The organism is Dissulfurimicrobium hydrothermale (assembly GCF_022026155.1).
Taxonomy (GTDB): domain Bacteria; phylum Desulfobacterota; class Dissulfuribacteria; order Dissulfuribacterales; family Sh68; genus Dissulfurimicrobium; species Dissulfurimicrobium hydrothermale.
The window spans coordinates 509,827-536,745 of record NZ_CP085041.1; the positions used below are offsets into that span (position 1 = coordinate 509,827).

At 52.4% G+C, this 26,919-nt stretch carries 25 protein-coding genes; 4 read left to right on the top strand and 21 right to left on the bottom strand.

What is annotated here, in order from left to right; translation table 11 throughout:
- Positions 1-16 precede the first annotated feature (16 nt).
- From gmk to LGS26_RS02465, 15 genes are all read right to left on the bottom strand, one after another.
- Entirely contained in the window at positions 17-646 is a 630-nt protein-coding gene (gene gmk / locus LGS26_RS02395) for a guanylate kinase (RefSeq protein ID WP_237889067.1), read from the bottom strand.
- A gap of 6 nt (positions 647-652) precedes the next feature.
- The gene (locus tag LGS26_RS02400) at positions 653-955 is read right to left on the bottom strand and encodes a DUF370 domain-containing protein (RefSeq protein ID WP_237889068.1); all 303 of its coding nucleotides are present in this window, start codon (positions 953-955) and stop codon (positions 653-655) included.
- Between the two features lie 121 nt (positions 956-1,076).
- Entirely contained in the window at positions 1,077-1,973 is an 897-nt protein-coding gene (locus LGS26_RS02405) for a YicC/YloC family endoribonuclease (RefSeq protein ID WP_237889069.1), read from the bottom strand.
- Positions 1,958-2,941 carry a D-glycero-beta-D-manno-heptose-7-phosphate kinase gene (gene rfaE1 / locus LGS26_RS02410; protein ID WP_237889070.1) on the bottom strand — a complete coding sequence of 328 codons (984 nt, stop codon included), beginning with the start codon at positions 2,939-2,941 and terminating at the stop codon, positions 1,958-1,960. Before rfaE1 ends, LGS26_RS02405 begins: the two co-directional genes overlap by 16 nt.
- A gap of 11 nt (positions 2,942-2,952) precedes the next feature.
- Complete coding sequence (locus tag LGS26_RS02415; protein ID WP_237889071.1) at positions 2,953-3,141, bottom strand: Trm112 family protein; 189 nt, start codon at positions 3,139-3,141, stop codon at positions 2,953-2,955.
- Positions 3,142-3,166: 25 nt separating this feature from the next.
- Positions 3,167-4,219 carry a glycosyltransferase family 9 protein gene (locus tag LGS26_RS02420; protein ID WP_237889072.1) on the bottom strand — a complete coding sequence of 351 codons (1,053 nt, stop codon included), beginning with the start codon at positions 4,217-4,219 and terminating at the stop codon, positions 3,167-3,169.
- Positions 4,207-4,803, bottom strand: a complete 597-nt coding sequence (gene gmhB, locus LGS26_RS02425; RefSeq protein ID WP_237889073.1) for a D-glycero-beta-D-manno-heptose 1,7-bisphosphate 7-phosphatase — start codon at positions 4,801-4,803, stop codon at positions 4,207-4,209. The genes LGS26_RS02420 and gmhB overlap by 13 nt, the downstream gene beginning before the upstream one ends.
- Entirely contained in the window at positions 4,787-5,827 is a 1,041-nt protein-coding gene (gene waaF / locus LGS26_RS02430; RefSeq protein WP_237889074.1) for a lipopolysaccharide heptosyltransferase II, read from the bottom strand. Before waaF ends, gmhB begins: the two co-directional genes overlap by 17 nt.
- Positions 5,828-6,229 (bottom strand): single-stranded DNA-binding protein, encoded by a 402-nt coding sequence (locus LGS26_RS02435; protein ID WP_237889075.1) that lies wholly within the window; start codon positions 6,227-6,229, stop codon positions 5,828-5,830. It lies immediately after the preceding gene.
- Positions 6,230-6,259: 30 nt separating this feature from the next.
- Positions 6,260-7,285 (bottom strand): KpsF/GutQ family sugar-phosphate isomerase, encoded by a 1,026-nt coding sequence (locus tag LGS26_RS02440; RefSeq protein WP_237889076.1) that lies wholly within the window; start codon positions 7,283-7,285, stop codon positions 6,260-6,262.
- The gene (gene purF / locus LGS26_RS02445) at positions 7,282-8,691 is read right to left on the bottom strand and encodes an amidophosphoribosyltransferase (RefSeq protein ID WP_237889077.1); all 1,410 of its coding nucleotides are present in this window, start codon (positions 8,689-8,691) and stop codon (positions 7,282-7,284) included. Before purF ends, LGS26_RS02440 begins: the two co-directional genes overlap by 4 nt.
- A gap of 1 nt (position 8,692) precedes the next feature.
- Positions 8,693-11,929 carry a carbamoyl-phosphate synthase large subunit gene (carB, locus tag LGS26_RS02450; protein ID WP_237889078.1) on the bottom strand — a complete coding sequence of 1,079 codons (3,237 nt, stop codon included), beginning with the start codon at positions 11,927-11,929 and terminating at the stop codon, positions 8,693-8,695.
- Positions 11,908-13,050: a glutamine-hydrolyzing carbamoyl-phosphate synthase small subunit gene (carA, locus tag LGS26_RS02455; RefSeq protein ID WP_237889079.1), complete on the bottom strand. Its 1,143-nt coding sequence runs from the start codon at positions 13,048-13,050 to the stop codon at positions 11,908-11,910. Before carA ends, carB begins: the two co-directional genes overlap by 22 nt.
- A gap of 31 nt (positions 13,051-13,081) precedes the next feature.
- On the bottom strand, positions 13,082-14,185 hold the full coding sequence (locus tag LGS26_RS02460) for an inositol-3-phosphate synthase (protein WP_237889080.1): 1,104 nt from the start codon (positions 14,183-14,185) through the stop codon (positions 13,082-13,084).
- A gap of 40 nt (positions 14,186-14,225) precedes the next feature.
- A complete protein-coding gene (locus LGS26_RS02465) occupies positions 14,226-14,441 on the bottom strand; it encodes a hypothetical protein (RefSeq protein ID WP_237889081.1) in 216 nt (71 codons plus the stop codon).
- A gap of 189 nt (positions 14,442-14,630) precedes the next feature.
- Here LGS26_RS02465 and LGS26_RS02470 point away from each other — a divergent pair, with 189 nt between their 5' ends.
- A complete protein-coding gene (locus tag LGS26_RS02470; RefSeq protein ID WP_237889082.1) occupies positions 14,631-15,254 on the top strand; it encodes a class I SAM-dependent methyltransferase in 624 nt (207 codons plus the stop codon).
- Between the two features lie 53 nt (positions 15,255-15,307).
- On the opposite strand, the gene LGS26_RS02475 is transcribed toward LGS26_RS02470, so the two are convergent.
- The 6 genes from LGS26_RS02475 to obgE are packed head-to-tail and all read right to left on the bottom strand — an operon-like array spanning position 15,308 to position 22,392.
- Positions 15,308-16,357 carry an ABC transporter ATP-binding protein gene (locus tag LGS26_RS02475; protein WP_237889083.1) on the bottom strand — a complete coding sequence of 350 codons (1,050 nt, stop codon included), beginning with the start codon at positions 16,355-16,357 and terminating at the stop codon, positions 15,308-15,310.
- Positions 16,350-17,891 carry a 2,3-bisphosphoglycerate-independent phosphoglycerate mutase gene (gpmI, locus tag LGS26_RS02480; protein ID WP_237889084.1) on the bottom strand — a complete coding sequence of 514 codons (1,542 nt, stop codon included), beginning with the start codon at positions 17,889-17,891 and terminating at the stop codon, positions 16,350-16,352. Before gpmI ends, LGS26_RS02475 begins: the two co-directional genes overlap by 8 nt.
- Positions 17,892-17,907: 16 nt before the next feature.
- Positions 17,908-18,891 (bottom strand): nicotinate (nicotinamide) nucleotide adenylyltransferase, encoded by a 984-nt coding sequence (gene nadD, locus LGS26_RS02485; RefSeq protein ID WP_237889085.1) that lies wholly within the window; start codon positions 18,889-18,891, stop codon positions 17,908-17,910.
- Between the two features lie 27 nt (positions 18,892-18,918).
- Complete coding sequence (locus tag LGS26_RS02490) at positions 18,919-20,178, bottom strand: glutamate-5-semialdehyde dehydrogenase (RefSeq protein ID WP_237889086.1); 1,260 nt, start codon at positions 20,176-20,178, stop codon at positions 18,919-18,921.
- Between the two features lie 16 nt (positions 20,179-20,194).
- The gene (proB, locus tag LGS26_RS02495) at positions 20,195-21,316 is read right to left on the bottom strand and encodes a glutamate 5-kinase (RefSeq protein ID WP_237889087.1); all 1,122 of its coding nucleotides are present in this window, start codon (positions 21,314-21,316) and stop codon (positions 20,195-20,197) included.
- 29 nt (positions 21,317-21,345) lie between these two features.
- Complete coding sequence (gene obgE, locus LGS26_RS02500; protein ID WP_237889088.1) at positions 21,346-22,392, bottom strand: GTPase ObgE; 1,047 nt, start codon at positions 22,390-22,392, stop codon at positions 21,346-21,348.
- Between the two features lie 84 nt (positions 22,393-22,476).
- On the opposite strand from obgE, the gene LGS26_RS02505 reads away from it, so the two are divergent.
- The 3 genes from LGS26_RS02505 to LGS26_RS02515 all read left to right on the top strand — a co-directional run bounded on the left by LGS26_RS02505 (position 22,477) and on the right by LGS26_RS02515 (position 26,863).
- On the top strand, positions 22,477-23,706 hold the full coding sequence (locus tag LGS26_RS02505; protein ID WP_237889089.1) for an EAL and HDOD domain-containing protein: 1,230 nt from the start codon (positions 22,477-22,479) through the stop codon (positions 23,704-23,706).
- A gap of 11 nt (positions 23,707-23,717) precedes the next feature.
- Entirely contained in the window at positions 23,718-25,067 is a 1,350-nt protein-coding gene (locus LGS26_RS02510) for a diguanylate cyclase (RefSeq protein WP_237889090.1), read from the top strand.
- Positions 25,068-25,150: 83 nt separating this feature from the next.
- Entirely contained in the window at positions 25,151-26,863 is a 1,713-nt protein-coding gene (locus tag LGS26_RS02515; RefSeq protein WP_237889091.1) for an FAD-dependent oxidoreductase, read from the top strand.
- Positions 26,864-26,919: the final 56 nt, after the last annotated feature.

A 26,919-nucleotide genomic window follows, 5' to 3' on the forward strand; every position in this document is an offset into this window, starting at 1 on the left:
CCTTTGCGGCGATCTTTCAGACATTACGGCCGCATTGTACACCCAAGGACCCGGCAAGCCCGGCCCTTTCGAGGACCCTCTTTGTCCTACAGCGTCTGGCAAGGATTATGGCCTTTAACTCTTCAAGGGCGGTCTCAAGCTCATTGTTTACCACTGAAAATTCGTATTCTGTTACCGCATCCAATTCAACAGCGGCATTTTTGAGCCTGAGCTCGAGCCATTCACTGTCTTCACTCCCGCGGGCATAAAGGCGCCTCTCCAGTTCTCTCCATGACGGCGGTAAGATGAAGATGAATACGGCATCCGGAAAGGTCCTTCGAATCTGTCTGGCCCCCTGCACGTCTACATCAAGGAGGACGTCCGCACCCTCTTTGAGCCGTTCGAACACCTGCGATCTCGATGTGCCGTAAAGGTTCCCGTGCACCTCGGCCCATTCCAGGAACCCGCCATCCTTTTCTATGGCCTCAAAGCGCTCTCTTGAGACAAAAAAATAGTCCCTTCCGTCTATCTCCCCTGGTCTTGGTCGCCTTGTGGTATGGGAGATCGAAAAGCAGAGCCTTTTATCGTCTGCCAGCAGTCTCCTGCAGAGCGTAGTTTTACCCGCCCCCGAAGGTGCCGAGATGACAAAGATGTCCCCCTGCTCCATCCGACGCTATTCTGCCGGGGGGAGATCTTTCTCCCCTTTCTTCTCATCGATCTTTGTAAGTAAATCCGCTGCAAGCCTCTGGGCGATGGTCTCGGCCTGAATCGCCGAGAGGATCACGTGATTACTGTCAGTTACAATTATGGATCTCGTCCTCCGCCCCTGGGTTGCATCTATTAGTTTGTCGTTGTTTTTGGCCTCTTCCCGCAGGCGTTTGATAGGTGCCGAAACCGGATTTACTATGGCCACCACCCTCTCGGCCACTATGGAGTTTCCGAATCCGATGTTCAAGAGTTTAAATTTGCAACTCATTCCGTCCTTCCCTTCTAGTTTTTTTAAAGGCATTAAATTTATATCTTTACCAGCCTGCAGTAAACTGTTTTGGCGCTGGTATTGATGACATCCACTTAAAATTTTTGAATTTTAAACTCTTTTAAACAATATTTTGAACCTGCTCCCTGATTTTTTCAAGGGCGCCTTTTATCTCAACGCATATGTGAGAGATGGTCGAATCTGCCGACTTGACCGCCATGGTGTTGATTTCCCTGAACAGCTCCTGGAGCAGGAAGTCAAGCCGCCTTCCTATCGGACCGTTTTCGGAGAGCAGTTTCTTGAATTGCCCTATGTGGCTTTCGGCCCTCACCAGTTCTTCTGTTATATCGAGACGGTCCGCAAGGACAGCAAGTTCCTGTGCCAGCTTCGATTCATCCACCGGCACATCCTTCAAAATGGCCTTGATCCTTTCGGACATGGCCCTTTGTGCCTCGACAAGGTGCGTTGAGGCGCGCTTTGATATCTCGTTCAGTTGTGCCTCTATATATTCGATCCTTGTTGTCATATCCTTTTGAAGTGCGGATCCTTCTCCCAGCGCCATATCTTCAGCCTCGTCCAAGAGACGTTCAAGCGCCGGGCCCATGAGCTGCCACATATTCTCAGGGTCTTCTTCCTTGTCCTTGATAATAATAATGCCCGGCAGGGCCTTCAGCAGCAGCGGCAGATCGACAACGCCCTCCAGCCCAAGTTCCTGCTTGAGCCTGAGTGCTGCTTCTATGTAGGTCCTTGCAAGAGCTGTATCGGGTTCAAATGATGCGATCCCTGGACTCGTCAGGCCATTGGTTCGGCCTGAAGCCTGGATGTTGAGCTCGATCCTGCCGCGCTGTAGCCTCCCTTGGATGAGTTTTCGTATCCTATCTTCAAGGGGCGAGGCCCATCTGGGGGCCCTTATGACCAGGTCGCAGTATCTGCTGTTTATCGATTTAAGTTCCATGACGAGGGCGAGCTCTCCTTCTGAAACCTCTACCCTTGAAAATGTAGTCATGCTTCTTGGCATATCTTTTCCTTGAGCTCTTCTCGAGTCAAGACCGCCGTTCCAGCCTTGCCTACGACGATCCCTGCTGCGATATTGGCCAGGCAGGCGGCCTCTTCTAGGGCAAGCCCGCTTGCAAGCCCAAGCGCAAGTGTTGCTATGACGGTATCTCCTGCGCCTGTAACATCAAAGACCTCCTGGGCCATGGTCGGGATTGTAAAGAGTCCGTCGTCTCCTTGCCAAAGCGCCATACCTTGTGGCCCCATTGTAATTAGCACGGCCTCTGTTTCAAGCCTTTGTCGGATCGTCCGGGCCGCTTCTTTAAGCGTCGCCTCATCGTTTATTTTTACGCCGGCCAGGTCTTCAGCCTCTTTTTTGTTCGGAGTTATGAGGTTTACATTCCTGTATAGATGTCGGTTTTTTGGTTTGGGGTCAACAAGGATGGGGATGTTCCTTTCTTTCGCCAGATCTTTGAGACCCCTCATCAGACCATCTGTGACCGTGCCTTTTGCATAATCCGAGACCACGATGGATGAGATACCATCTTTTAGATTGTGGACAGCGGCGAGCATAGGCTCGATACATTCAGCCCCTATGGGCGCCCTTTGTTCCTTGTCCACCCTAACGACCTGCTGCCCCCTTGCTATTATCCTGGTCTTTACCGTGGTCGGGCGCCCGTCTTTTACCACAGCGGAGGTGTCTATGCCTTGCCCTTGGGCCATATCTTTTATAGAACCCCCCATTGGGTCGTTGCCGATTACCCCACCCAAGGCCACCTCCGCGCCCATAGACCTCAAGTTGTTTGCTACATTTGCGGCCCCGCCGAGCGTTATCGTCTCTCCGCTTACCTCGATTATTGGGACAGGGGCCTCAGGGGATATGCGGAAGACCTCGCCCCAAACGAACTGATCAAGCATGAGATCGCCTATCACCAATATACGTGCCTGCTCGAAGGCCTCCACGGCCACAAGGAGCCTAGTTCTGTCTGTCATCTGATCTTTAATCATCTGTCTCCAAGCGGCCTAGCCTCGTCTATTAACATCACAGGGATGCCGTCTCTGATCTCATAGATGAGCCTGCATCTATCGCAGATAAGTCCCTTTTTGTCATCCGAGAGCCTGATATCCCCTTTACATTTTGGACAGGCCAGCAGTTCCAACAGTTGATGATTTAGATTTACAGACTGATCCATCTTAATCTCCATATATACAGTTTGTCTATGCCCGGGCAGTGTTTTCTTTTACTGCCTTTAATACGGCGGCGATGACATCAGAGGATTTTATACCTGTCATGCAAACAGGATCCTGGCACATGCGTTTGAAGCATGGGCTGCATCCAGTCTCCAGCCTCAGGACTTGGTGTCTTTTTCCAAAAGGCCCTGTCCTCCATGGCGCCGTCGGACCGAAGAGTGCTACGACAGGGGTGCCGACGGCAGCCGCAAGGTGCATAGGGCCTGTATCGGTGCTTACTACTACGCTGGTGCGTTCGAACAGGGCCGCAAGCATCTTCAAATCCGTCCTGCCAGTAAGATCAATAATGCCCTTTCCAGCAAGCGATACGATCTCCCCTGCAAGCCCTTTGTCGCCAGCCCCGCCTGCTATTACAGGCATAAGACCCAATCTGTCTATGCAGTAGCCGGCGACTTCGCTGAAACCTCTGCTCGTCCAGCGCTTGGAGGTCCATGCCGCCCCTGGAATCAGGCATATGAGAGGCCCTTTCGAGATCCCAAGGTCCCTTAACAGCTGATCGAGCCTGGCCCTGTCTTTGTCGTCAAGACCCGTCGGGAACTCCGGCTTATCGGTTTTTGCCCCGAGATGGGCTGCAAGCCTTAGATATCTCGTTACCGCATGTTCATTTGGATCATAGGCCGGGAGTCGCTTATTCAAGAAGATCGAGCTCAATTCTCTACCACCTGAAAAGCCTATCTTTACCTTTCCTCTTGAAAAAAGGGTTACAAAACCGCTTTTGAAGAGTCCTTGAAGGTCCACGACAAAGTCGTAATCCCTGAGCCTGAGACGTCTTAAAAAGGTCGCGGCCTTGTATAGAAACTTAGGCCAATCAGCAGGGTTTGATGCCAGCTCCCCCAATCCCTTCCGTGGGAATACTATGAGTTCGTCGAGCATGGGGTGTGCGTCAAGGAGGCCTGAAGCCGCCTCCCCGACCACCCAGCCTATATGCGCATCGGAGAATGTCATCCTGAGGGCTGCAAGGACTGGGAGGCTCTGGACCACATCGCCGATAGCGCTCAGCTTTATGATCAAGATCCGCATATGAATTTACTGGCGTCAAGGATGTCTGCAGCGATATACACGATATTCTTTTTGTCTTGTCTTGCAAGGCGCTTCAAGGTCTCCAGCCCGAAGCCGGTAAGTACCAGCACCGCCTTTGCACCGGAGTTCCATGCAAGCTCCATATCTCGGATACTGTCTCCTACCACAAAAGACTCGGAGATGTCTACATCAAGGTCGTTGCTTGCCGCTTCGATCATACCTGTAAGGGGTTTTCGACAATTACATTGGATGTTATAGCGCCCCACGCCCTCCGACGGGTGATGAGGGCAATAATACCACCCATCCACCCTGGCCCCTGATCTCAGGAGTCTTCTTGCAATCTCTTCATGGATCGCCTTGACATCTTTCTCTTCAAAGAGGCCTCTCGCAACACCTGATTGGTTTGTGATCACTGCCACCGCATAGCCCTTTCCGTTGAGCATAGCTATGGCCTCGGCGGCCGTGTCTATAAGGACGAGTTCCTCCGGGCGGCCCAAGTAGCCCATTTCTATATTGATGGTACCGTCTCTGTCCAAAAATACCGCCTTGCGTCTAGTCTTCATTGGTTCAAAGCCATCTTTCACAGGCCTTTAAGACCTCTTCTACGCCGATGCCCAACATACATTCGAATCCGTTCGGGCACGTGCGCTTCAGGCATGGGCCGCAGGGCAGGATGCGACTGACGACAATGGCTTTTTCAGTCCACGGACCGGTAGTTGTCGGATTAGTCGAGCCGAAAAGGGCCACAAGCGGGGTGCCAAGCGCTGCGGCGACGTGCATAAGGCCTGAGTCATTCGTAACCAGGAGACGAAGCCTATTTATGATACCCATTGCCTCGACAAGACTGGTCCGGCCAGCCAGGTTGCAGGCCCTTTTGCCTATGCCTGCACATATCTCTTTGGCCAAGGTATTTTCACCTTCCGTCCCAAGGACGACTATGCAGCACTCGCTGTGCCTTTTTGTAAGCGTCTTGCCGAGTTCGATAAAGCGCCCGCTGGGCCAGCGTTTTGCCGGGCCATATGCCGCGCCGGGATTAAATCCTATCAGCATGTCTTTTTCAATACCAACTGAAGAAAGGATACGCCCCGCCCCATCCTCTCCTTCTTTGGGGACGTCCAGGACGAGCCTGGGCTTTTCAGGTGCCGTTTTTTTCTCAAGCCCCATCTTTTTTATCAAGTGATCCACAAGGCCGAGATAATAATAGACCTCGTGTCTGGTTTGTTTGTCGCCAGGCACCGTTGCGCCGTGTGTGAGGAGTATGGACCTTCCGTCTGTATTATAGCCGATGCGTACAGGTACCCCTGCCAGAAAAGGTATGAGCGCCGATTCGAACGAATTGGGAAAGACGACGGCAATATCGAATTGTTCGGCCCTTATGCGCCATGCAAGCCGAAACGGCCTTATTAGCGGATCTGCAAGGCTTTTTCTGTCGGCGACTATAACTTCGTCTACGTCTGGGTGTCCTGTAAAGACTGACGCCTGCGCCGGTCTTGCCAACACCTTTATCTTTGCATCCGGGTAGAGCCCAGCCAGCGCAGTGATGGCAGGAGTGGTCATGACGGCGTCGCCGATCCAGTTGGTGGATAAAACAAGTACTTTCAGCGTCACTTAAAACGGTACGTCGTCTTCAATTGGCGGGGGGGTCTCAAGACCTTCTGTTTCACCGCCAAGACGTTCCTTTTTGGAATCCAGCATTTGGATATCCTGGGCCTGTATCTCGGTTACATATCTTTTTATGCCGTCTTTATCTTCCCAGGAACGGGTCCTTATCTGCCCTTCAACATAAATTAGGCTACCTTTATTAAGATATCGTTCACAGATCTCGGCAAGCCTTCTCCATGCGATCACCCTATGCCAGTCCGTCTCCTCTTCCCACTGCTCCCCTTTTTTAACAGCCCTGTTAGTGGCCAGGCGCAGATTGGCGACCGGGGTGCCGTCCTGGGTGTAGCGTATCTCGGGATCTGCGCCAAGCCTACCTATAAGCATTACCTTGTTTAGTCCTCTGGCCATTGATGTCCACCTTTATTTTAGTTTTCGGTGTTATACCGAAAACTTGAATTGACCCTTGCCAAGGAGGTCGTGGAGATGCACTATTCCGGCAAGACATCCCTCCCTATCCACAACCGGCAGTACGGTAATCAGGTGCTGCTCCATGAGCGTTATGGCCTCGGCCGCCTGCGCCTCAGGGCGGATACTCTTAGGTCTTTTGGTCATGATTTCTTCTATGGATCCCTTTGTCAATCCGCCTGATTTTACAATGAAACGTCTGAGATCACCGTCCGTAAGTATGCCCAGGAGACAGCCCCCGTCGCCCAGCACCAGGACTGCACCAAGCCCCTTGGCGTCCATTTCGTTTAGGGCCGTAGGGATGTCTGTGCCTATGTGTACTGCAGGTATCGCATCACCTCTCAGCATCACTTCCTCCACCCTTACCTTCAATATTTCTCCGAGAGAGCCGCCCGGATGGTTGCGTCTAAAGTCCTTTTCATTGAATTTGCGCATGTTCAGAAGGACCACCGCAAGGGCATCCCCAATTGCAAGGGCTGCTGTCGTGCTGGCTGTCGGGGCAAGACCCAGCGTGCAGGCCTCACGTTCTACCCCTGTATCTATCACAACTAGGCTAAGTCTTGCCAGCGTTGAATTCAATCCGCCCGTAAGGGCGATTACTGGGATGCCCCTTTTTTTGAACACCATGATCAGGGCATTCAGTTCCTGCGTCTCCCCACTATTTGAAAGGGCGATTATCACATCATCCTGGCCTACCATGCCCAAGTCGCCATGGAGGGCCTCCACGGGGTGGAGAAAGATAGATGGAGTCCCTGTGCTCGCAAGGGTTGCGGCTATCTTGCGGCCCACAAGCCCGCTCTTGCCGATCCCTGTCACCACGACCCTGCCGGTAGCCTTAAAGATGAGGTCTGCCGCCTTTACAAAGCTATCTCCAAGATGCCCTTGGACGCGCTTAAGACCTTGGATCTCAACCTCTATGGCATCCTTTGCCTCTTTTAATATCGCATCCGCATCCCTTTCGGGCGGGGTCCGGTATGTCTTCTTGTCTTCCTCAGTCATTGTTCGAGCTGGAATTTACCCTTGTAATCGTCAACAGGGACGGGATAGTGGCCGTTGAAACAGGCCAGACAAAAACGGTTCGGGTCCCCCCCGGCAGATTTCAGCATGGCATCGATGCTCAGGTAGTGAAGCCTATCGAGCTCCAAAAATCGCCTTATTTCCTCTACCGAGTGGTTTTCTGCAATGAGTTCGCCGCTTGTTGAGAAGTCGATCCCATAGTAACATGGAAATCTGATCGGCGGACAGCTAACGAGCATGGTTATCTCCTTTGCCCCGGCCTCCCTTATCGCCCTTATCCTGGTCAGGCTTGTCGTGCCTCTGACTATCGAGTCTTCCATGATTATGACGCGTCTGCCATAGATCATCTCCTTTACAGGGTTGAGCTTGACCCTTACGCCGAAGTCTCTCATGGATTGGCTCGGTTGGATGAAGGTCCTGTCCACATAGTGGTTCCTGATGACGGCAAGCTCAAGCGGTATCTTGGCTGCCTGCGCATATCCTACCGCCGCATAGTTTCCTGAGTCAGGAAAAGGCATGACGAAATCGGCCTTGACATCCACCTCTTTTGCCAATGCCGCACCGAGAGTCTTCCTAAAGCTGTAGACGTTTTGACCGAAAATGTAGCTGTCAGGTCTGGCAAAATAGATGAATTCAAAGATGCAGTGGGCACGTTTATGGGATTCGATCCCTTTGAACGACCTCAGGCCATTTGCATCTATAATCACTACCTCGCCAGGCGCCACATCCCTTATGTATTCCGCCTGGATCAGGTCAAGGGCGCAGGTCTCGGATGAAAGCACGTAGGCTTTGCCCAGTCTTCCGATGCAAAGTGGACGAAAGCCGAACGGGTCGCGAAGGCCTATGATGCTGTCCTCGGTCCCTATGACGACGGAATAGGCCCCTCTTACCGCGCCCATCATGGATGTTATCGCATTTTCAAGCCCCTTGATCCCAGCCCTGGCCAAGAGATGCACCATTACCTCGCTGTCCATTGTGGTTTGGAAGATCGAGCCTCTGGCCTCAAGCTCATGCCGAATTGCCCCTGCATTTACGATGTTTCCGTTGTGCGCGAGCGCCAGGGCGCAGCCGGAGTGCCTAATGCAAAAGGGTTGGGCATTTTGGAGTATGGATGAGCCTGTAGTTGAATATCTCACATGGCCTATTGCCAGATGCCCTTTCAGCTCCTTGAGCCTTGCCTCGTTGAATACCTCGCTTACAAGGCCCATTGCCTTGAATTCCCTGACGTTTTTGCCGTCTGAACTGATAATGCCGGCGCTTTCCTGCCCCCTGTGCTGCAGGGCATATAGACCGAAATATGCAAGCTTTGCGGCCTCCGGGTGCCCATAGATGCCGAAGACGCCGCACTCTTCACGGATTTTAGGCCAAGGCCGAGGGATTGAGATCATATTAATGTCCATATTTTTTGTAGTATTCTTGAAGGGGTTTGACCTTCATATCCTCCGACTTCAATGAAGCAATGGCCTCGGCGGCCGCCCTCGCACCTTGGACAGTTGTAAAATACGGGATTTCATACTCAAGGGCCGTTCTTCTTATGTAATAGGAATCGGATCTGGTCTTCTTGCCGCTCGGGGTATTGATGACCAGGTCGATCTTGCGGTTTTTCATCAGGTCTATAACATTCGGTCGCCCCTCGGATATCTTGAACACCGTCTCATTTTTTAGTCCATTTTCTCTAAGAAAGAGCGATGTGCCTTCGGTTGCGACGATGTCAAAGCCCATCTCCTTGAGCTTTCTTGCAACAGGAAGTATGGCCGCCCTGTCGCCGGTCTTTATGCTGAAAAAGACCGTACCACTTATGGGTAGATTGAGTCCGGCTGCAATCTGGCTTTTTGCAAAGGCCATCCCGAAGCCTTGGTCGATTCCCATGACCTCACCGGTGGATTTCATCTCCGGGCCCAGGATAATGTCCACGCCAGGAAACCGCCTGAACGGGAAGACCGATTCCTTGACGGCCACATGTTTTATCGGTACGTCTTTTGTAAGACCGAGCTCCCTCAATGTCTTTCCGATCATGACCTTGGTTGCAAGTTTGGCAAACGGAATTCCTGTGGCCTTGCTTACAAAAGGTACAGTCCTTGAGGCCCTTGGGTTTACTTCAAGCACATAGAGCCTGCCATCTTTTACTGCATACTGGACGTTCATCAGGCCCACAACATTCAACTCTCTGGCCATGGCCTTGGTCGCCGAACATATCTCGTCTATTAGCGCGCATGAGAGGGTCCGCGGCGGGAGGACGCAGGCGGAGTCGCCTGAGTGTATTCCGGCTTCTTCTATGTGTTCCATGATCCCGCCTATTACAGTTGTCTCGCCGTCGGATATAGTGTCTACGTCTATCTCGGTCGCATCCTGGAGGAATTTGTCAATCAGTACGGGTCGTCCCTCAGAGACATAAACCGCTTCGGCCATAAACGATTTGAGGCCTAATTCGTCATAGACTATGCGCATGGCCCTTCCGCCAAGGACATAGGACGGTCTTACAACTATCGGATACCCGATCTCCCGTGCAGCCAGGATGGCCTCTTCGAGCGAGTAGGCCGTCCTATTTTCGGGTTGGATGAGCCCGAGCTTACGTAGCATGTTTTGAAAGCTCTTCCTGTCCTCGGCCATGTCAATGCTTTCAGGACTGGTTCCAAGTATCCTAACCCCAGCGCTTGCCAAGGGAAGGGCGAGATTCAGCGGGGTCTGTCCGCCGAATTGGACGATGACGCCCATCGGCCTCTCTATTTCAATTATGTGCAGTACGTCTTCAAGTGTAAGCGGTTCGAAATAGAGCTTGTCTGACGTGTCGTAGTCCGTCGAGACGGTCTCCGGGTTTGAATTTACCATGATGCTCTCGATACCTTCTTCTTTTAAGGCGAATGCCGCATGGACACAACAGTAGTCGAATTCTATGCCCTGGCCGATCCTGTTAGGTCCGCCCCCAAGGATCATGACCTTCCGCCCTGTGCCTGGTCTGGCCTCGTCTTCCGTCTCATAAGTGGAATAAAAATAAGGGGTATGTGCCTCGAATTCGGCTGCGCAGGTATCAACCAGTTTATAGACCGGCCTTACACCGTTTTGCCTCCTGAGCTCCCTTACCTCGTCTTGTGTGAGCCCTGCAGCCCATGCGATCTGGACGTCTGAGAAGCCCTCTCTTTTATAGTGGAGTAGGTTGTCTTTGAGCGTTTCTCTTGTCTCGAGACAGAGGCGTTCACCTTCTTCTTTTATCATAGCTATCTGGTGCAGAAACCAGGGGTCTATGCCTGTAAGTCTATGGATTTCGCCGATATCAAACCCCATGGACATGGCAAGTGGAATATAGAATATGCGTTCCGAGTTCGGGGTCCTTAGCCTCTTGATCACAGCCTCTTTATCAGGCATTCCACTGAAACGTTGCCATGGATCACGCCCGTCAAGGCCTAGGCCGAAGCGTCCAATCTCAAGGGATCTCAGACCTTTTTGAAGGGCCTCTCGGAATGTCCGCCCTATGGCCATAGTCTCGCCGACGCTCTTCATTGAAGTGGTGAGTATGTCTTCGGCCTCTGGGAATTTTTCAAATGTCCAGCGTGGTATCTTCACTACGCAATAATCAATCGTCGGCTCAAAGGAGGCCATCGTTTCTTTTGTGATATCGTTTGGGATCTCATCGAGCGTATAGCCTACGGCAAGCTTTGCCGCTATCTTTGCTATCGGAAAACCTGTGGCCTTGGACGCAAGGGCGCTTGAGCGTGAGACCCGGGGGTTCATCTCGACCACCACCATCTCACCATTTTGGGGGTTTATGGCAAACTGGATATTGGATCCGCCCGTTTCGACCCCTATCTCTCGTATGATAGCGAGGGAGGCGTCTCGCATGACCTGATATTCCCTGTCGCTCAGGGTCTGTGCAGGGGCCACAGTGATGCTGTCCCCGGTATGGACACCCATAGGGTCGAGGTTTTCTATGCTGCAGACTATTACAACATTATCCCTTGCATCGCGCATGACCTCAAGCTCAAACTCCTTCCATCCGATAACAGACTCTTCGAGCATGACTTCATGGATCATGCTTAGATCCAGCCCGTGGGAGCATATGTCTTCAAGGTCTTCAGGATTATATGCGATGCCGCCGCCTGTACCGCCAAGCGTGAAGCTTGGACGCACGATTAGCGGAAAACCAATTTCCCTTGCAGCAAGCATTACCTCGTCCATTGAGCGGACTATGGCGCTTTTGGGTATTCTGAGGCCTATTCTGGTCATGGCATCCCTGAAGAGTTCCCTATCTTCGGCCTTGTGGATCACTTCGCGGGACGCCCCTATCATCTCGACCTGGAGGTGTTCGAGCACCCCCATGTCTGCCAAACGCACAGCCGTGTTCAGGCCGGTCTGCCCGCCGAGTGTCGGGAGTATGGCCTGGGGTCTTTCTTTCTCAAGGATCTTTTCAAGCACGGCAGGGGTGATGGGCTCGACATATGTCTTGTCCGCTACGTCGGGATCAGTCATGATTGTAGCCGGGTTTGAGTTCACAAGCACTACCTCGAAACCCTCTTCCCTTAGGGCCTTGCAGGCTTGGGTTCCGGAATAGTCAAATTCACAGGCCTGACCTATGATAATAGGTCCGGAACCGATGATCAGTATCTTTTTTATGTCCGTTCTCTTTGGCATTGTCTCATCATCTCTGTAAAGCGATCGAAGAGGTATTCGGCATCATGGGGCCCTGGTGCGTTTTCTGGGTGATATTGTACTGAAAACATAGGGAATTTTTTGTGCCTCATACCTTCTACGGTATGATCGTTCAGATTTATGTGTGTTATCTCAATTTCGGGTGGGAGCGACTTGTCGTCCACTGAAAAACCATGATTCTGAGATGTAATCTCTATCTTACCGGTTTCAAGATCTTTGACAGGCTGATTTGCACCCCTATGGCCGAATTTCAATTTGAACGTCCTGCCACCGACGGCAAGCCCCAGTATCTGGTGTCCAAGACATATACCAAAAATTGGGCGTCTGCCGATGATCCCCTTTACAGTCTCTACGATCCCGCAAAGAGCGGCAGGGTCTCCCGGACCGTTAGAGAGGAAGACCCCGTCAGGTTCCACTGATAGGAGTTCATCTTTTGAGGCGGTGCATGGAAACACCACGCACTCGCAGCCTCGTTTTTCAAGGAGCCTCAACTGATTGTATTTAAGACCACAGTCCAGGACTACTACCCGGAGATCCCTTGATTTTGTCTTGCATATATTCTGCAGGGTATGCGCATTTAGAGTTGTTATTTTATCGTCTTTCCATATGTATGGCGTCCGGCAGGTCACCTCTTTTACAAGATCGCGGCCCACAAGCCCTGGCGACGACCTCGCCTTTGCTGTCAGCGAGCCTGGATCAAGGTCTTTGGTGGAGATCGCGGCCTTCATGGCCCCTTTAAGGCGGATGTGTCTGGTGAGTGCCCTGGTGTCAACCTGCTCGATGCCCAATTTGTTATGAACCATGAGATATCGTCTGAGACTCATGTCCGCCCGCCAGTTGCTGTAGGCCTCTTCGTATTCCCTGACTACAAGGGCCTCTGCGTGGATGTCGCAGGACTCGATATCCCTGTTGTTTGTTCCGTAGTTGCCTATGAGTGGGTAGGTCATTGTGACGATCTGCCCTTTGTATGATGGGTCTGTCAATATCTCCTGATAACCCGTCATGCTGGTATTGAAGACCATCTCGCCATAGACCTCACCATGGCCCGTGAACGACCGTCCTTCAAATATCCTCCCGTCTTCAAGGGCTATAAGCGCCTTCATGTCTGTGTCCTTCTTGCGGTGTTTGTCAACATCAGTCAGGATCTCCGGCTATGAATTTCTGTACGCGTTGAAAGGCCTCGTCGTCCGTCATCTGCATCGGCGGATGTTTCATAAAATATGCGCATGGTGCGAGGAGCGCCCCCCCTATTCCCCTTTCGAGGGCAAGTTTGCAGCAACGTATCGCATCTATAACGATGCCGGCCGAATTCGGGGAGTCTTCGACCGAGAGCCTAAGCTCAAGATCCATGGGGACGTTTCCGAAGAGCCTGCCTTCCATGCGGATGAAGGCAATCTTGTTGTCCTTCTGCCAAGGCACATAATCGCTTGGGCCGATATGTATGTTTTCATCGGCAAGCGGTTCATCGAGCATGGCTTGCACCGCGTCGGTCTTCGAGAGTTTTTTGGAGGCCAGACGCTTGCGGTTTAGCATGTTTAAGAAATCCGTATTTCCGCCGGTATTGAGCTGATATGTCTTGTCGAGGTGCACCCCCCTTTTTTTGAACAAGTTTGTAAGCACCCTGTGGACGATCGTCGCTCCAATCTGAGATTTTATGTCATCCCCTATGATGGGGAGTCCTTTTTCTCTGAAACGTCCTTCCCACTCCGGATCGCTCGAAATGAAGACCGGTATGTTGTTTATGAACGCCGTCCCTGCCTCTAATGCGCAACTGGCATAAAAACGCGTTGCCTCTTCAGAGCCTACGGGCAGGTAGTTGAGGAGTATTTCCGCACCCGAATCCTTCAGGATCTTTATTACGTTATCCTCGTCGGCCTCTGGGCCATCCGCCAATACGAAGGTCTGGTCTTCAGGATAGTCGGACATGTGTGTGGAAAAACCGTCAAGCACCCTTCCCTTTATCACCTTGACCCCTGTCTTTGGTATATTGTTGAAAAATATCTTGGTGCAGTTTGGTCTTGCAAAGATCGCCTCGGAGACGTCGCGACCGACCTTTCTTTTGTCAATATCGAAGGCCGCAACCACCTCTATGTCTCCAGGTCTGTAACCGCCGATATCCCAGTGCATAAGGCCGATGGCCTCATCGCCCCGATCCTTCTTGTGATAATAATTGATACCTTGCCATAGAGAAGAAAAACAGTTGCCGACTCCGACTACAGCAACCCTGATCTTTCCCATCTCAAAATCTCTCCTTGTCCCTTTAAATGGTGGTGGCCATTCAGGCCTCAATGGCCTCTTCTTCGACCTCGATCTCCAGTTCGAAAAAACTTTTCCCGCAGTCGTAGCATTTTACGTCAATGATGTTTTTGGAGCCAAGCGAGACATATATTTCATCGCAGCCACATTCGCATGGACCGGCAACAGACTCATTTATTATTTGGTCTATTGACGGGCGAGCCGCTATGGGTATATCGGGATCGTATTCTATTTTCACATGAGACCTCCTGAAAATTACGCAATATGTCCGGTTTTGTCTGTGAGGTGAGATCCATATTGACGTATTTTGATGGCGATATCATAACAATGAAAAATAAGAGTTGCAAAGGCTTTTTGCCCCGGGGTATCTTGATTTAATTGATTTTTTAGATGAATTTGTTGAAGATGATAAAAATGGAGGTGGATTGTGAATGTCTTTGACAAGATTGCATCGAATTGGGACGAAGAGCCTGCAAGGGTCGCCTTGGCGCATGGCGTTGCATCGGCGATCGCAGAAAACGTCCCGCTAAATAACAGCATGAAGGCCCTTGAATACGGCTGCGGTACAGGGCTTGTGACACTTGAAATCGCCAGGCGGGTACGTGAGGTGCTGGCGGCCGACGCCTCAGAAGGGATGCTATCCGTGCTTAAGGAGAAGATCGCAAGGTTCGGCGTAAAAAACATATTTCCCCTGTTCACAGATCTTACTAAGACAGGGCCGCTTGACGGCGGATTCGACCTTATTTATACAAGCATGACACTCCATCACATCCTTGATTTTGCAGGTATGCTGAAGACCTTCCGCTGTATGCTCATGCCGGGTGGATTCATGGCCATAGCCGACCTGGATCTTGAAGACGGTTCCTTCCATAGGAATGGGGCGCCGGTCCCTGCTCATAATGGCTTTGATAGAAGTGAGATATTGACGATCATGGGGTCTCTCGGCCTCAAGGATTTGAAGGCGGTGACTGCGCACGAGATGCGGAGGGCCGCTCCTGATGGAAGCGTCCGCGTGTATCCGGTGTTTCTTATAGTCGGTGTGCTTGCATGAGAAGATTTTAGGTATCCGGGTGTTACAGCCACCCAGACGCGGCCTGTTTACGCTTAGGGTCTTGCCGCTGCATGACATCTTATAAAGTGATTCGAGCCAGCCTCCACCCATTCAGGCGGGGTTTTTGCGCATGCCCAGGCTGAAAGCGGACATCTCGCATAAAATCGGCATGCGCTGATATCCCGCACATCTTTTGATGGAGAAGGCTGCGATTCCGCTGCGGTGTTTTCCGTCATTTGATTATTTATCTTCCGCCTCGGATCCGGAAGGGGGACGGATTTGATGAGATAATCTGTATATGGATGGTGTGGGATGCCTCGGTAAGGCGGCCTTTCTTTGGCGTCTGGTACGGCGCCTATTTCCAAAAAGGCGTCTTTCGGCATGACCTCTACTATAACCCCCTTATACATAACCGCGATCCTGTGACTTATAAATTGCACCACCGGCAGGTCGTGAGAGATGAAAAGATAGGAGAGCCCGCGTCTTTGCTGGAGGTCGAGGAGGAGATTGATGATCTGGGCCTGTATCGACATATCAAGGGCGGATGTGGGTTCATCGGCCACTATGAGCCTTGGGTTGGTGGCCAAGGCCCTTGCGAGGCCTATCCTTTGACGCTGGCCGCCGCTGAATTCGTGAGGATACAGGTCCATTGCCGATGCATCGAGCCCGACCTCTTCGAGGAGCCCTGCCACCTTTTCTGTAAGTTCTTTTCCTTTAAAGAGCCTATGTATCTTTAAGGGTTCACTAAGGGTATTAAAGACCGTTTTTTTGGGATTGAGCGATGAAAACGGGTCCTGGAAGACCATTTGGGCCTGCCTTCTGAACTCTTTGAGCCTTGTGGAATCAAGTCTATCTATGTCATTGCCGCAAAAAATAATCTTGCCGCGTGTAGGCCTTTCAAGCCCAAGTATGAGCCTTGCAAGGGTAGATTTGCCGCAGCCGCTCTCTCCCACAAGCCCTAGTATTTCACCCTCGCTGACAGAGAGATCGACCCTGTCTACAGCCTGCAAAACGCCTTTCCCTGCATCAAAGAGCCCCTGTCTGATCCTATATTCTTTTGTAACGTCTATCAGTTCAAGGAGCGTCATTATCCCCCTATTCAAAGAGTATTTTGCCTGTCATGGCGTCCGGCAAAGGAAGGCCCATTATTGTAAGGGCCGTTGGGGCCACGTCGGCCAATATCCCTCTTGACAGCCTTGCACCTCTTCTTCTGCTGTCTATCATGTAAAACGGCACAGGGTTTGTTGTGTGCGTGGTTGACGGTCCGCCGTCAGGGGCGAGCATCACCTCTACATTCCCGTGGTCAGCGGTTATCAGCGCCGCGCCGTCTTTTTTTGTCCAGACATCGGTTAGTTCACCTACGCACCTATCCACTACTTCGCATGCAGTGACAGCCGCCTGCAAGACGCCAGTGTGCCCCACCATGTCGCCGTTTGCAAAGTTTACGACGATTAATGCATAGTCATTCTCTGTTATTCGCTTAATGAGCTCGTCCTTTATCTTGAAGGCACTCATCTCCGGCTTTAAGTCATATGTTGCGACCTCACGCGGGGACGGAATGAGCACCCGCTCTTCAAGATGGAACGGCGTCTCCTCGCCGCCGTTGAAGAAATATGTGACATGGGCGTATTTTTCCGTCTCTGCGATCCTGAGTTGTTTGAGCCCTGCCGCTGCCACCTCTTCGCCTAGGATGTGGGAGAGGTGTTGCGGCGGGAAGGCCACAGGGGAGTTGAATCCTTCGTCGTAAAGGGTCATTGTTACAAAGGAAATCAACGGCCTGTCGCTGATGTTGAATTCGGAAAAGCCTGGCTCAATAAACGCCCTGGTGAGTTGTCTGGCCCTGTCCGCCCTGAAATTGAAGAAGATGACCCCATCGCCTCGGCCTATTCTGGGCGTCATTTCACCCCTTTCATCTTCAAGGACGACAGGCCTTATAAATTCATCTGTCTCGCCCATGGCATACGCCGTTTCGATCGCGGCCACAGGGTCCTTTGCCCTTCGGCCTTCTCCCTTTACAAGTGCCTTGTAAGCCGCCTCCACCCGTTCCCATCTCTTGTCTCTGTCCATTGCGTAGTAACGGCCTATTATGGTGGCTATCTTGCCCGAGCCTAGTCGGTCCATCTCGGCCACAAGCTCCCTCATATAGCCGGCTCCACTTGACGGCAGGGTATCTCTGCCGTCAAGGAAGGCGTGGACACAGACCTTGGCGAGGCCACGGTCTCGCGCCATCTTGAGGAGTGCAAACAGATGCCCTATCTGGCTGTGGACTCCGCCGTCTGAAACAAGGCCCATGAGGTGAAGCGTATGGCCGGAGTGCAGGATTTCATCCATGATCTTTACAAGCGTTTTATTTTCAAAGAACGATCCATCCCGGATGGTCTTGTCTATACGGGTCAGCTCTTGATATACTATCCTGCCCGCCCCGAGGTTCAAATGCCCTACCTCCGAGTTCCCCATTTGGCCTGCAGGAAGCCCGACGGCCTCGCCCGATGCCGTGAGGAGGGTAAAGGGGTATTCGTTGTAAAAGCGGTCAAGATTGGGTGTGTTTGCGAGCCTGACCGCATTGCCCTCTGTATCTTCGCGCCAACCCCAGCCGTCCATTATGATCAGCATGACCGGTCGGATGTCGTTTTTCATGTATGGCCCCTTTTGTTTATTTTTTGATATATTGTCTCTTCGCTTGGCTCCAGAGGCCTTCGAGGTCGTAGAAGGCGCGCATCGGTTCATAAAAGAGATGTACTACCACCTCGCCGTAGTCCATGAGTATCCACTTAGCCTCCTTTTTGCCCTCTATGTCTAGCGGATGGATGTCTTTTTGCGCGAAGACCTCCAGGATATTGTCGGCCATGCCTTGGATATGTCTGGCGGATCGTCCGTGGGCTATGACAAAGAAACTTGTGAAGTCTGAAAGGCCTCTCAGATTCAGGATCACTACCTCTTCACCCTTGTTGTTTGCCACCTCATTCGCCAGTTCGACGGCCAGCTTCATCGCCTCGTCTCTATAGAGGTCGTTTGCGCTGATATATTTGGTCACCTCGTGAGGAAGGAGGAAACGTATAGACCGTCCATTTATCAAAAGTTCCCTCATTTTAGTGCTAGATATCTCGATATGGGTCACTTTTGCGAGATAAATGCCCTTTCCTTCTGGCAGCATAAACGCCCCGTCTCCGGGGCCGTCCGGCCTCGCGTTTCTGAAGGTCCGGGCTATAATCCGCTTTACCTCCTCAATCTCACCGTCCTTTCTTCCCATGACGACTATGGAGGTGAATTCGGGTATATGCCAGTATTCCTTCCAGGAGGTTATGGATGCAAATGCGTCGCTGCCGAGGATGAAATAGAATTCCTTGTCAGGGTGTAGGCCGCTCAATTCCCTCAAGGTGTCGATGGAGTATGATGGCCCGTTTCTTTTTGCCTCTATGTCGAGGACCTTGAAATAATCGACGCCATTTACCGCAAGCCTCGTCATGGCAAGTCGATGGTGAAAAGGAGTGATGTCTCCCGTATCTTTGTGAGGTGGGTAAGCTGTTGGAATGAACCATATTTCGTCAAGACCGAACGCCTCTCGCACCTCCTCCGCAGACCTCAGGTGGCCATAGTGGATGGGGTCGAAGGTCCCCCCGAACAATCCTATGTGCATGTGTTACCCCGCGGGACGGTCTTCAAGTCAGATCCTTATCTGGCCGCAGCCGTAGGCTATGAATTTTTGGGTGGTAAGCTCTTCAAGACCCATAGGGCCGTAAGCATGGAGCTTCGATGTGCTGATCCCTATCTCTGCACCGAGTCCGAGCTCCCCTCCGTCGTTGAAGCGTGTGGAGGCATTTACCAGTACGAGTGATGCATCCACCTCGTCAAGAAACCTCCTTGCCCGTTCGTAGTCCTTGGTGATAATGGCCTCCGTGTGGTTCGACCCGTAGCGGGCGATGTAATCTAGGGCCTCATCCATGTTATCCACCACCCTTACAGCAAGTATCAGGTCCAGAAACTCTGTCCCCCAGTCTGAGTCAGCGGCAGGCCTGGCATACGGTACAAGACTGCATGTGCGTGTGCAGCCTCTGATCTCCACGCCAGCCTTTTTGAAATCCTCTGCCATTGCGGGTAAAAAGGTATCGGCCACGCCTTTATGGACAAGCAGGCCCTCCATTGCGTTGCATACGCCCGGCCTCTGGACCTTTGCGTTTAGACATATCTTCCTGGCCATCTCGATGTCCGATGGGTCGTCAACATATATATGACAGACGCCTTTGTAGTGTTTGAGCACTGGAATGCGTGAGTTTTCTGTTATAAACCGTATGAGCCCCTCGCCTCCACGTGGAATCACAAGGTCTATCTCACCTTCTTTTTTCAGGAGTTCAGTCACGGCCTCTCTATCCGTGGTCGGGACCACCTGCACCGCCCCTTCCGGTGCACTGTTGCCCTTAAGGACCTCTTTTAATATTGAGGCAAGGGCTAGGTTTGAGTGTATGGCGTCGGAGCCACCGCGCAAGATTATTGCGTTTCCGGACTTGAGACAGAGCCCAGCCGCATCTATGGTGACATTTGGGCGGGATTCATATATCATGAGGATCACCCCTATCGGTATCCGGACCTTGCCCACCAGTAGGCCGTTCGGCCTCTTCCACATGCCGGTAACCGCCCCTACCGGGTCGGCAAGGGCCGCTACCTCTTTCAGGCCTCTTATCATGGAGTCGATGACCTTGTCGGAGAGCTTTAGCCTGTCGATGAAGGCCGTTGAAACCCCCTTTTCTTTTGCCACCTCAAGGTCCTTCGCGTTTTCCTCCTTCAGTTGCCCGCGTCTGTCGTCCAGAAGTCCTGCCGTCTCAAGAAGGAGTTTATTTTTTGTCGCGGTCGATAGTCTTGCAATTCCACGTGCCGCCTTTCTAGCGTCGGCGGTCATCCTGGCGATCAGGCCTTGTATGTCTTTCATGGTTACCTCCTTGATTTCATAATACCACAAGGTTGTCCCTGTGGATCACCTCATCGGTCCCATTTTGTCCGGTTATGCCGCATATCTCTTTGCTCCTGCACCCTATGATCTTCAACAGGTCGCCAGAGCCGTAATTGCATATACCGATGGCGATATCTCTCCCCGTCTGATCCCTGCATATTACACAGGCCCCTGCGGCGAATCCGCCCTCTACGGCCTCTATCCCTACGGGCAGGAGGCTCTTGCCTTGTTCGAGTATGGCCATGACCGCGCCGTTGTCAAGCCAAATCACGCCTTCCCTGGGCAAGGCAAGCGCGATCCACGGTTTCCGCCCATATATCCTGCGCCGTCTCTGTGGTTTGAAAAGCGTACCGACCTCTTCGCCTGCAAAGAGCCGCTCCAGGACATCTGGCGTCCTGCCGCCGGCAACTATCATGGGGATGCCGCAGGCGGTGACTATCCGCGCGGCCTCGAGCTTGGATCGCATGCCGCCCCTGCCGGCCCTTCCCGGACTCGAGCCGGCCAGCCGGAGGATGTCGTCATCGACCCGTTCCACCACTTTGATGGGCCTGGCGTCCATGCTTTTTCGCGGGTCTCTGTCGTAAAGACCATCTATGTCGCTCAGGCATATAAGGAGATCGGCCTCCATAAGGTTTACCACAAGGGCGGCTAATGCATCGTTGTCCGTAAATTGGAGCTCTTCAGTGGCCATCGTGTCGTTTTCGTTTATAATAGGGAGCACCTCCCATTTGAGCAGGGTTTTCAGCGTATTTCTTGCATTAAGATACCTGGGCCTAGAGACCAGGGCGTCTCTAGTCAGGAGGACCTGGGCCACAGGTATCCCAAAGCGGTCGAAGGCCTCCTCGTATGCGTGCATAAGTCTGCCTTGGCCTACCGCGGCGAGCGCCTGCTTTTCAGGGATAGTCTTTGAGGCTCTGTGCATCGGGAGTCTGCCCCTGCCTGCGGCTACCGCACCAGACGAGACCAGCACCACCTTGCGCCCCATGGATGTTATATGCGCCAGTCCTCGGCTGACAGCGGCGATCATGGAGGTGTCAAGGCCGTTTTCATCAGCAATGACCGCACTTCCGGCCTTGATGACTATTTTTTTTGCCGTTTCAATGTATCTTTTTTGCATATTTTGGCGTCCAGTTTCTTGTTTCTATATCATCCTGCCGTAGAAGCCAGTATGGGGGTTTGTGCCACATTGGATCCGTCTCCCATCGTGGTCGGACGGCTCATGTTGTAGAGTATCTCCAGGAGCTCTGGGATGCCTGTGCCTGTCAATGCCGATATGAAACAGGGCGCCTTCGTCTTAGGAGAAAAGGTCTTTTTGAGTCTTTCTATCATATCCCGATCCAACATGTCGGTCTTATTCAACGCGATCAAGAACGGTTTTTCCGTTAGGGCCTTGCGATACCTCTCCATCTCGCTTCTTACCATTTCGAATTCTTCAAAGGGGTTTTCGCCTGAGGCATCGATTACAAACAGGATTACCTTTGTCCTCTCGATATGGCGTAGAAAATCGATACCCATACCCGCTCCAAGGTGCGCCCCCTCAATCAGACCAGGGATGTCGGCAGCAACCATGGTGCGGCCGTCTGAGAGATTTATCACGCCGAGGTTCGGTACAAGGGTTGTGAATGGATAGCCTGCTATCTTGGGTCTCGCGGCCGATATCCTGGAAAGGAGGGTGGATTTGCCCGCATTCGGTACACCGACCAGCCCTATATCCGCAAGGAGTTTGAGTTCAAGCGCAAGGTCTCTTTCCTCGCCTTTAAGTCCTGGCTGGGCGTATCTCGGGGTCTGTCTCATGGCCGAGACGAAGCGGCTGTTTCCAAGACCGCCCTTGCCGCCCCTGGCTGCGATCCATTCTTCGCCCGGATTGGTAAGGTCAGCAAGTACGGCCCCTGTTTCAAGGTCTTTTATGACCGTGCCGGGCGGGACCTCTATGATAAGGTCGTGGCCCGTCTTGCCGTGTTGGTTCTTTCCTCGGCCCGCCTTGCCGTCTTCGGCCTTGAAGACGCGTCTGTGTCTGAAACGCTGGAGGGTGTTCAGGCCGTTCTTTACACGAAAGACCACGTTCCCGCCCTTGCCGCCGTCTCCTCCGTCAGGTCCGCCTTTCGGGACATATCTCTCTCTCCTGAAGCTGACGCAACCCCTGCCGCCGTCGCCGGCCTTTATGTGTATCTCCGCCTGATCAATAAAGTTCATGGTTTTCCGTCCATCTGTGTCGATTTGACTTATACATGGTATTAAACTAATTTTAAAGTCAATAGTACAGGCCTGCGTGAACATATGGAAATATATGTAGGCAGACAGCCTATATTGAATTCAGACCGGGAAACGGTCGCATATGAGCTCCTCTACCGCTCAGGGGAGAAAAATGCATTTCCAGGTATGGACGGCACCGCCGCCACATCCAATCTTATCAATAACGCCTTCTATTCCATGGATATTAATGAGATAGTGGGCGGGAAGCGCCTGTTTGTCAATTTCACGCGGGAACTACTCTTGAGCGGGCCCCCGATGCTTGACCCCAATAAGGTCGTGATAGAAATACTTGAGGACGTCCTGGTTGACGAAGCGCTGATTCAGGCCTTAAAGGCCCTGACCCATAAGGGTTTCAAGCTGGCGCTCGACGACTTTGTCCTTAATGAGGCGTCAAGACCGCTTATCCCCCTGGCCGATTATATTAAGGTGGACTGGCGCGCCAGCTCCAAAGAGGAGACAGGGGGAATAATAGATGCGGCGAGGCAGGCCGCAACAGGCCGCAATATCAAGCTCCTTGCCGAAAAGATCGAGACCTATGAAGAATTCAGACAGGCCTTGAACCTTGGTTTTACATGTTTTCAGGGTTATTTCTTCGCCAGACCCTCTGTCATCAAGGGCAAGGATCTATCGCCCGGCGTCTGGTCCATGTTAAGACTCATGACCGCGGTACAGGGGAACCACCTTGACATAAATGAGATATCCGACATTATTACCAAAGACCCGGCGCTGTGCTACAAACTCCTTAAGGTCGTAAACGTGGCCGCCGTGGGCCTCAGGCAGCCGGTGTCATCTGTCAAGCAGGCCATAGTTTTGTTGGGCGAGATAGAGATCAGGAGGTGGATATCCGTCCTTCTCCTGGCCCATTTGTCCGCGGATAAACCCACGGAGCTCATGAAGACCGCATGTGTCCGCGCATCCTTTGGAGAAAGGCTTGCAAAGGCCGCGGGACAGGCCGATTTGGCGTCAAATGCCTTTTTCATGGGGCTTTTTTCCCTGATGGATGCGGTGCTTGAAAGGCCGATCGAAAAGATATTAAAGCCCCTGCCCGTGGCCCCTGCGGTAAGCCGCGCGCTGATTGACAGCAAGGGCCCCCTCGCCCCGTATCTTGAATTCATGCTTGCCTATGAACAGGGACATCTTTATGATATGGCAAGACTGATGGATGCATTGAGAATCAACGACGAGACAGCAATCAGGTGTTACCTTGAGGCTGTAAAATGGGCCGATGAGGGCGGTGCGGCAGCTGCAGGTTAGGGGGGGGTAATATGCGCATAACCCACAGGGTGTTTACTGACCTTGCCATCTGGATGACAGGTTTTGGGCTTTTGATGGGCGTTGTATTCCCGTTTTTTGTGCTTTTAATGGGTATCCCATCTGAGTTTGTGATGAAACCCTGGTTTTTTGCAACCTGTATGATCGCAGGGCTCCTGGTCGGTGCGGCCAATATCTGGCTTGCCAAGGCGATAGTAGGAAAACGGCTTCGCATCCTTGCAGACCGCATGAACTACGTAAAGACCAACCTTCTTGAGATAGCCAATCAGGGCGACATGGAGAAATGCACGCCTGAAAACTGCTTCATAGAAGGGGATTCTGATGACGAGATAGGCGAGAGCGCCCGTGCATTTAACCGCCTTGTGCAGGCCCTTGCCGACTCTTTCAGGGATGTCTTTGCGGTCCGCATGTTCACCGAGATGCTGACAAGCCACCTGCACCTTGAAAAACTGGCTGACAAGGCCATCGAACAGCTCATCCAGCATACAAACGCCAATGCAGGGGCTGTCCTGATAGAAGAAAACGGGGAATTGCGGGTGGCCGCCTCCATCGGCATAAAAAATCCGGCAAGGCTTGCGGAAAATGACCATGTAAAGCGGGCGTTTGATACAAAGGTAGGTAAAAGGCTGACCTTGCCGACGGGCATAGTGGTCGAGGGCGTGCTTGCGGAATTTAGGCCCAAAGAGACCTGTGTTGCGTCTATTGTATATAAGGGTGCTGCTATAGGCGTTATAGTGCTGGCAAGTGCGGCGGGTTTCATAACCGAGGAGATAAATAGGCTAGAGCTGTTTCGTCAAGGCCTTGCCCTTGCCCTTCACAATGCGCTCATCCATGACCGTCTCCAGAGGCTTGCGGCGATTGACCCGCTTACCGGCGTTTTCAACCGCAGGTTCGGCATGATAAGGTTTCATGAGGAATATGGCAGGGCGGTAAGGGCGAACATACAGCTGGGCGTTGTCATGTTCGACATAGACTGGTTCAAGAAGGTGAACGATACATATGGCCATATGATCGGCGACCGCGTCTTGATCATGGTCGCAAAGACCGCCCGTTCGGCCCTGCGGGAGGGGGATGTGCTCCTACGCTACGGCGGCGAGGAGTTCTTGGCCATATTACCTGCCGCATCAAGCGAGGACATAATGAAGATAGCGGAGAGGATGCGGCGTCTTGTGGAGGACCAGACTGTCAAGGCGGACGACACCGATATCAGGATCACAATAAGTGCAGGGGGCGTGTCTTTCCCTGAAACCGATGTAAGGGACGAGATGGATCTCATCAAGAAGGCGGACGAGGCCCTTTATATGGCCAAAAACACCGGCCGCAATCGCGTGGTCGTCCTTTAAAAATTTTCTTTTTTGCCCTTAACTAATCGTTTATTATCTGTTAATTAACCAGGTTAAACGATTTAAAGGGGGCACAAAATAGTATGAAGGTGGTAATCATAGGGGCGGTGGCCGCAGGACCAAAGGCTGCGAGTCGGCTAAAGAGGCTTGTTCCGGACGCCGACATAACGCTTGTGGATCAGGACGAACTCATCTCATACGGTGGCTGCGGTATCCCGTATTTTGTAGGCGGGGATGTCTCTGACGAAAAGGAGCTCAGGTCCACGAGTTTTCATATGGTCAGGGACCCCTATTTTTTTCAGGAGGCCAAGGGCGTAACGACCCGTATAAAGACAAGGGCCGTGTCCATCGACAGGAAGGAAAGGCTCGTGCATGTAGAGGATGTGATCACTGGCGAAAAGGATGCGCTCTCGTATGACAAGTTGGTGTTGGCAACCGGCAGCAGGCCTAACATCCTGCCCATACCAGGGAGAGACCTCAAGGGGGTTTATGCCATAAGCGATCTCCACAAGGCCGTGGCAATAAAAAACGACCTTGCGGCCGGCAGGGTAAGGAGCGCGGTTATAATCGGGGGTGGGGCCATAGGGATAGAGATGGCAGAGGGTTTGGCAGACCTCTGGGGTGTTGATACGACTATTGTGGAGTTTATGCCGCAGATACTGCCGAGGATAATCGGCCCGGATATGGCGGCCATGGTCCAGGAGCACCTGAAGGAAAGGGGCGTAAAGGTGCATACGCAGGAGGCCGCCAAGGAGTTTGTGGGCGGCGGAGACGGAAGGGTCGAAAGGGTCGTCACAAACAGACGTGAAATCGCTGCCGACCTGGTCGTCATGGCTGCCGGTGTACGTCCGCGCAGTGAGCTTGCAAGGGATGCCGGGCTTTTGGTCTCGCCCCAGGGTGCGATAATAGTAAATCAGCACATGCAGACCTCGGATCCAGATATCTATGCTGCTGGAGACTGCGTCGAAATAAATCATCTCGTAACAGGCAGGAAGTTCTTTGCCCCACTTGGTTCTCTGGCAAACCGTCAGGGCAGGATCGTGGCGGACAACCTCGCGGGGATCCCAAGCGTCTTTCCTGGCTGTGTGGGGAGCTTTATCATGAAGGTCTTTGATGTCTGCGTGGGCTCGACAGGCATAAGCCTTGAGACCGCGCTTTCAGAGGGCTTTGATGCGGTGGAGGCGAAGTGTGTGCAGTCAGATCGCGCCCATTTTTTTCCGACACAGGCCCTCTTGTTCCTGAACATGGTCGTTGACAAGAGAAGCCGCAGGGTCCTTGGACTCCAAGGCCTTGGAAAGATGGGGGATGGGCTTTTGGCAAGGATCAATGCGGCCTGTGGGCTCATTGAGCGCAGGGCCTCCGTAGACGATTTTAGCACGCTTGAGCTCGCCTACGCCCCGCCTTTTTCAACTGCGGTTGATGTGCTGAATGCAGTGTCAAATGTGGCTGACAATTTGGTCTCTGACAGGCTCAAGACCGTCTCCATACAGGACTTTATGGCTTGGATGGAAGGCCGGACTGATCACCCTGATTGGATGGCGCTTGATTTAAGGCATCCGAAAGAGGCTGCACTGCTTGCCGAGAGATTTCCTGGCCGATGGATCGCCATGTCCTACGACAAGGTGAGGGGTGATTATCAGGCCCTTCCGAGGGGCAAGACCTTTATCCTGATATGCAATGCCGGAACGAGGTCCTATGAGACCCAGTGTTTTTTGAGATCGGTCGGCATCGACAGCTTGGTCCTTCCGTGGGGGCTGAATGGGATCGCAAGGCTTGGTGCAAAATGGCTGATATGAATTAGTGAACTATCCCATTTTATTATTATAAGTGCAACCTAGGCGGGCGCTTCGTT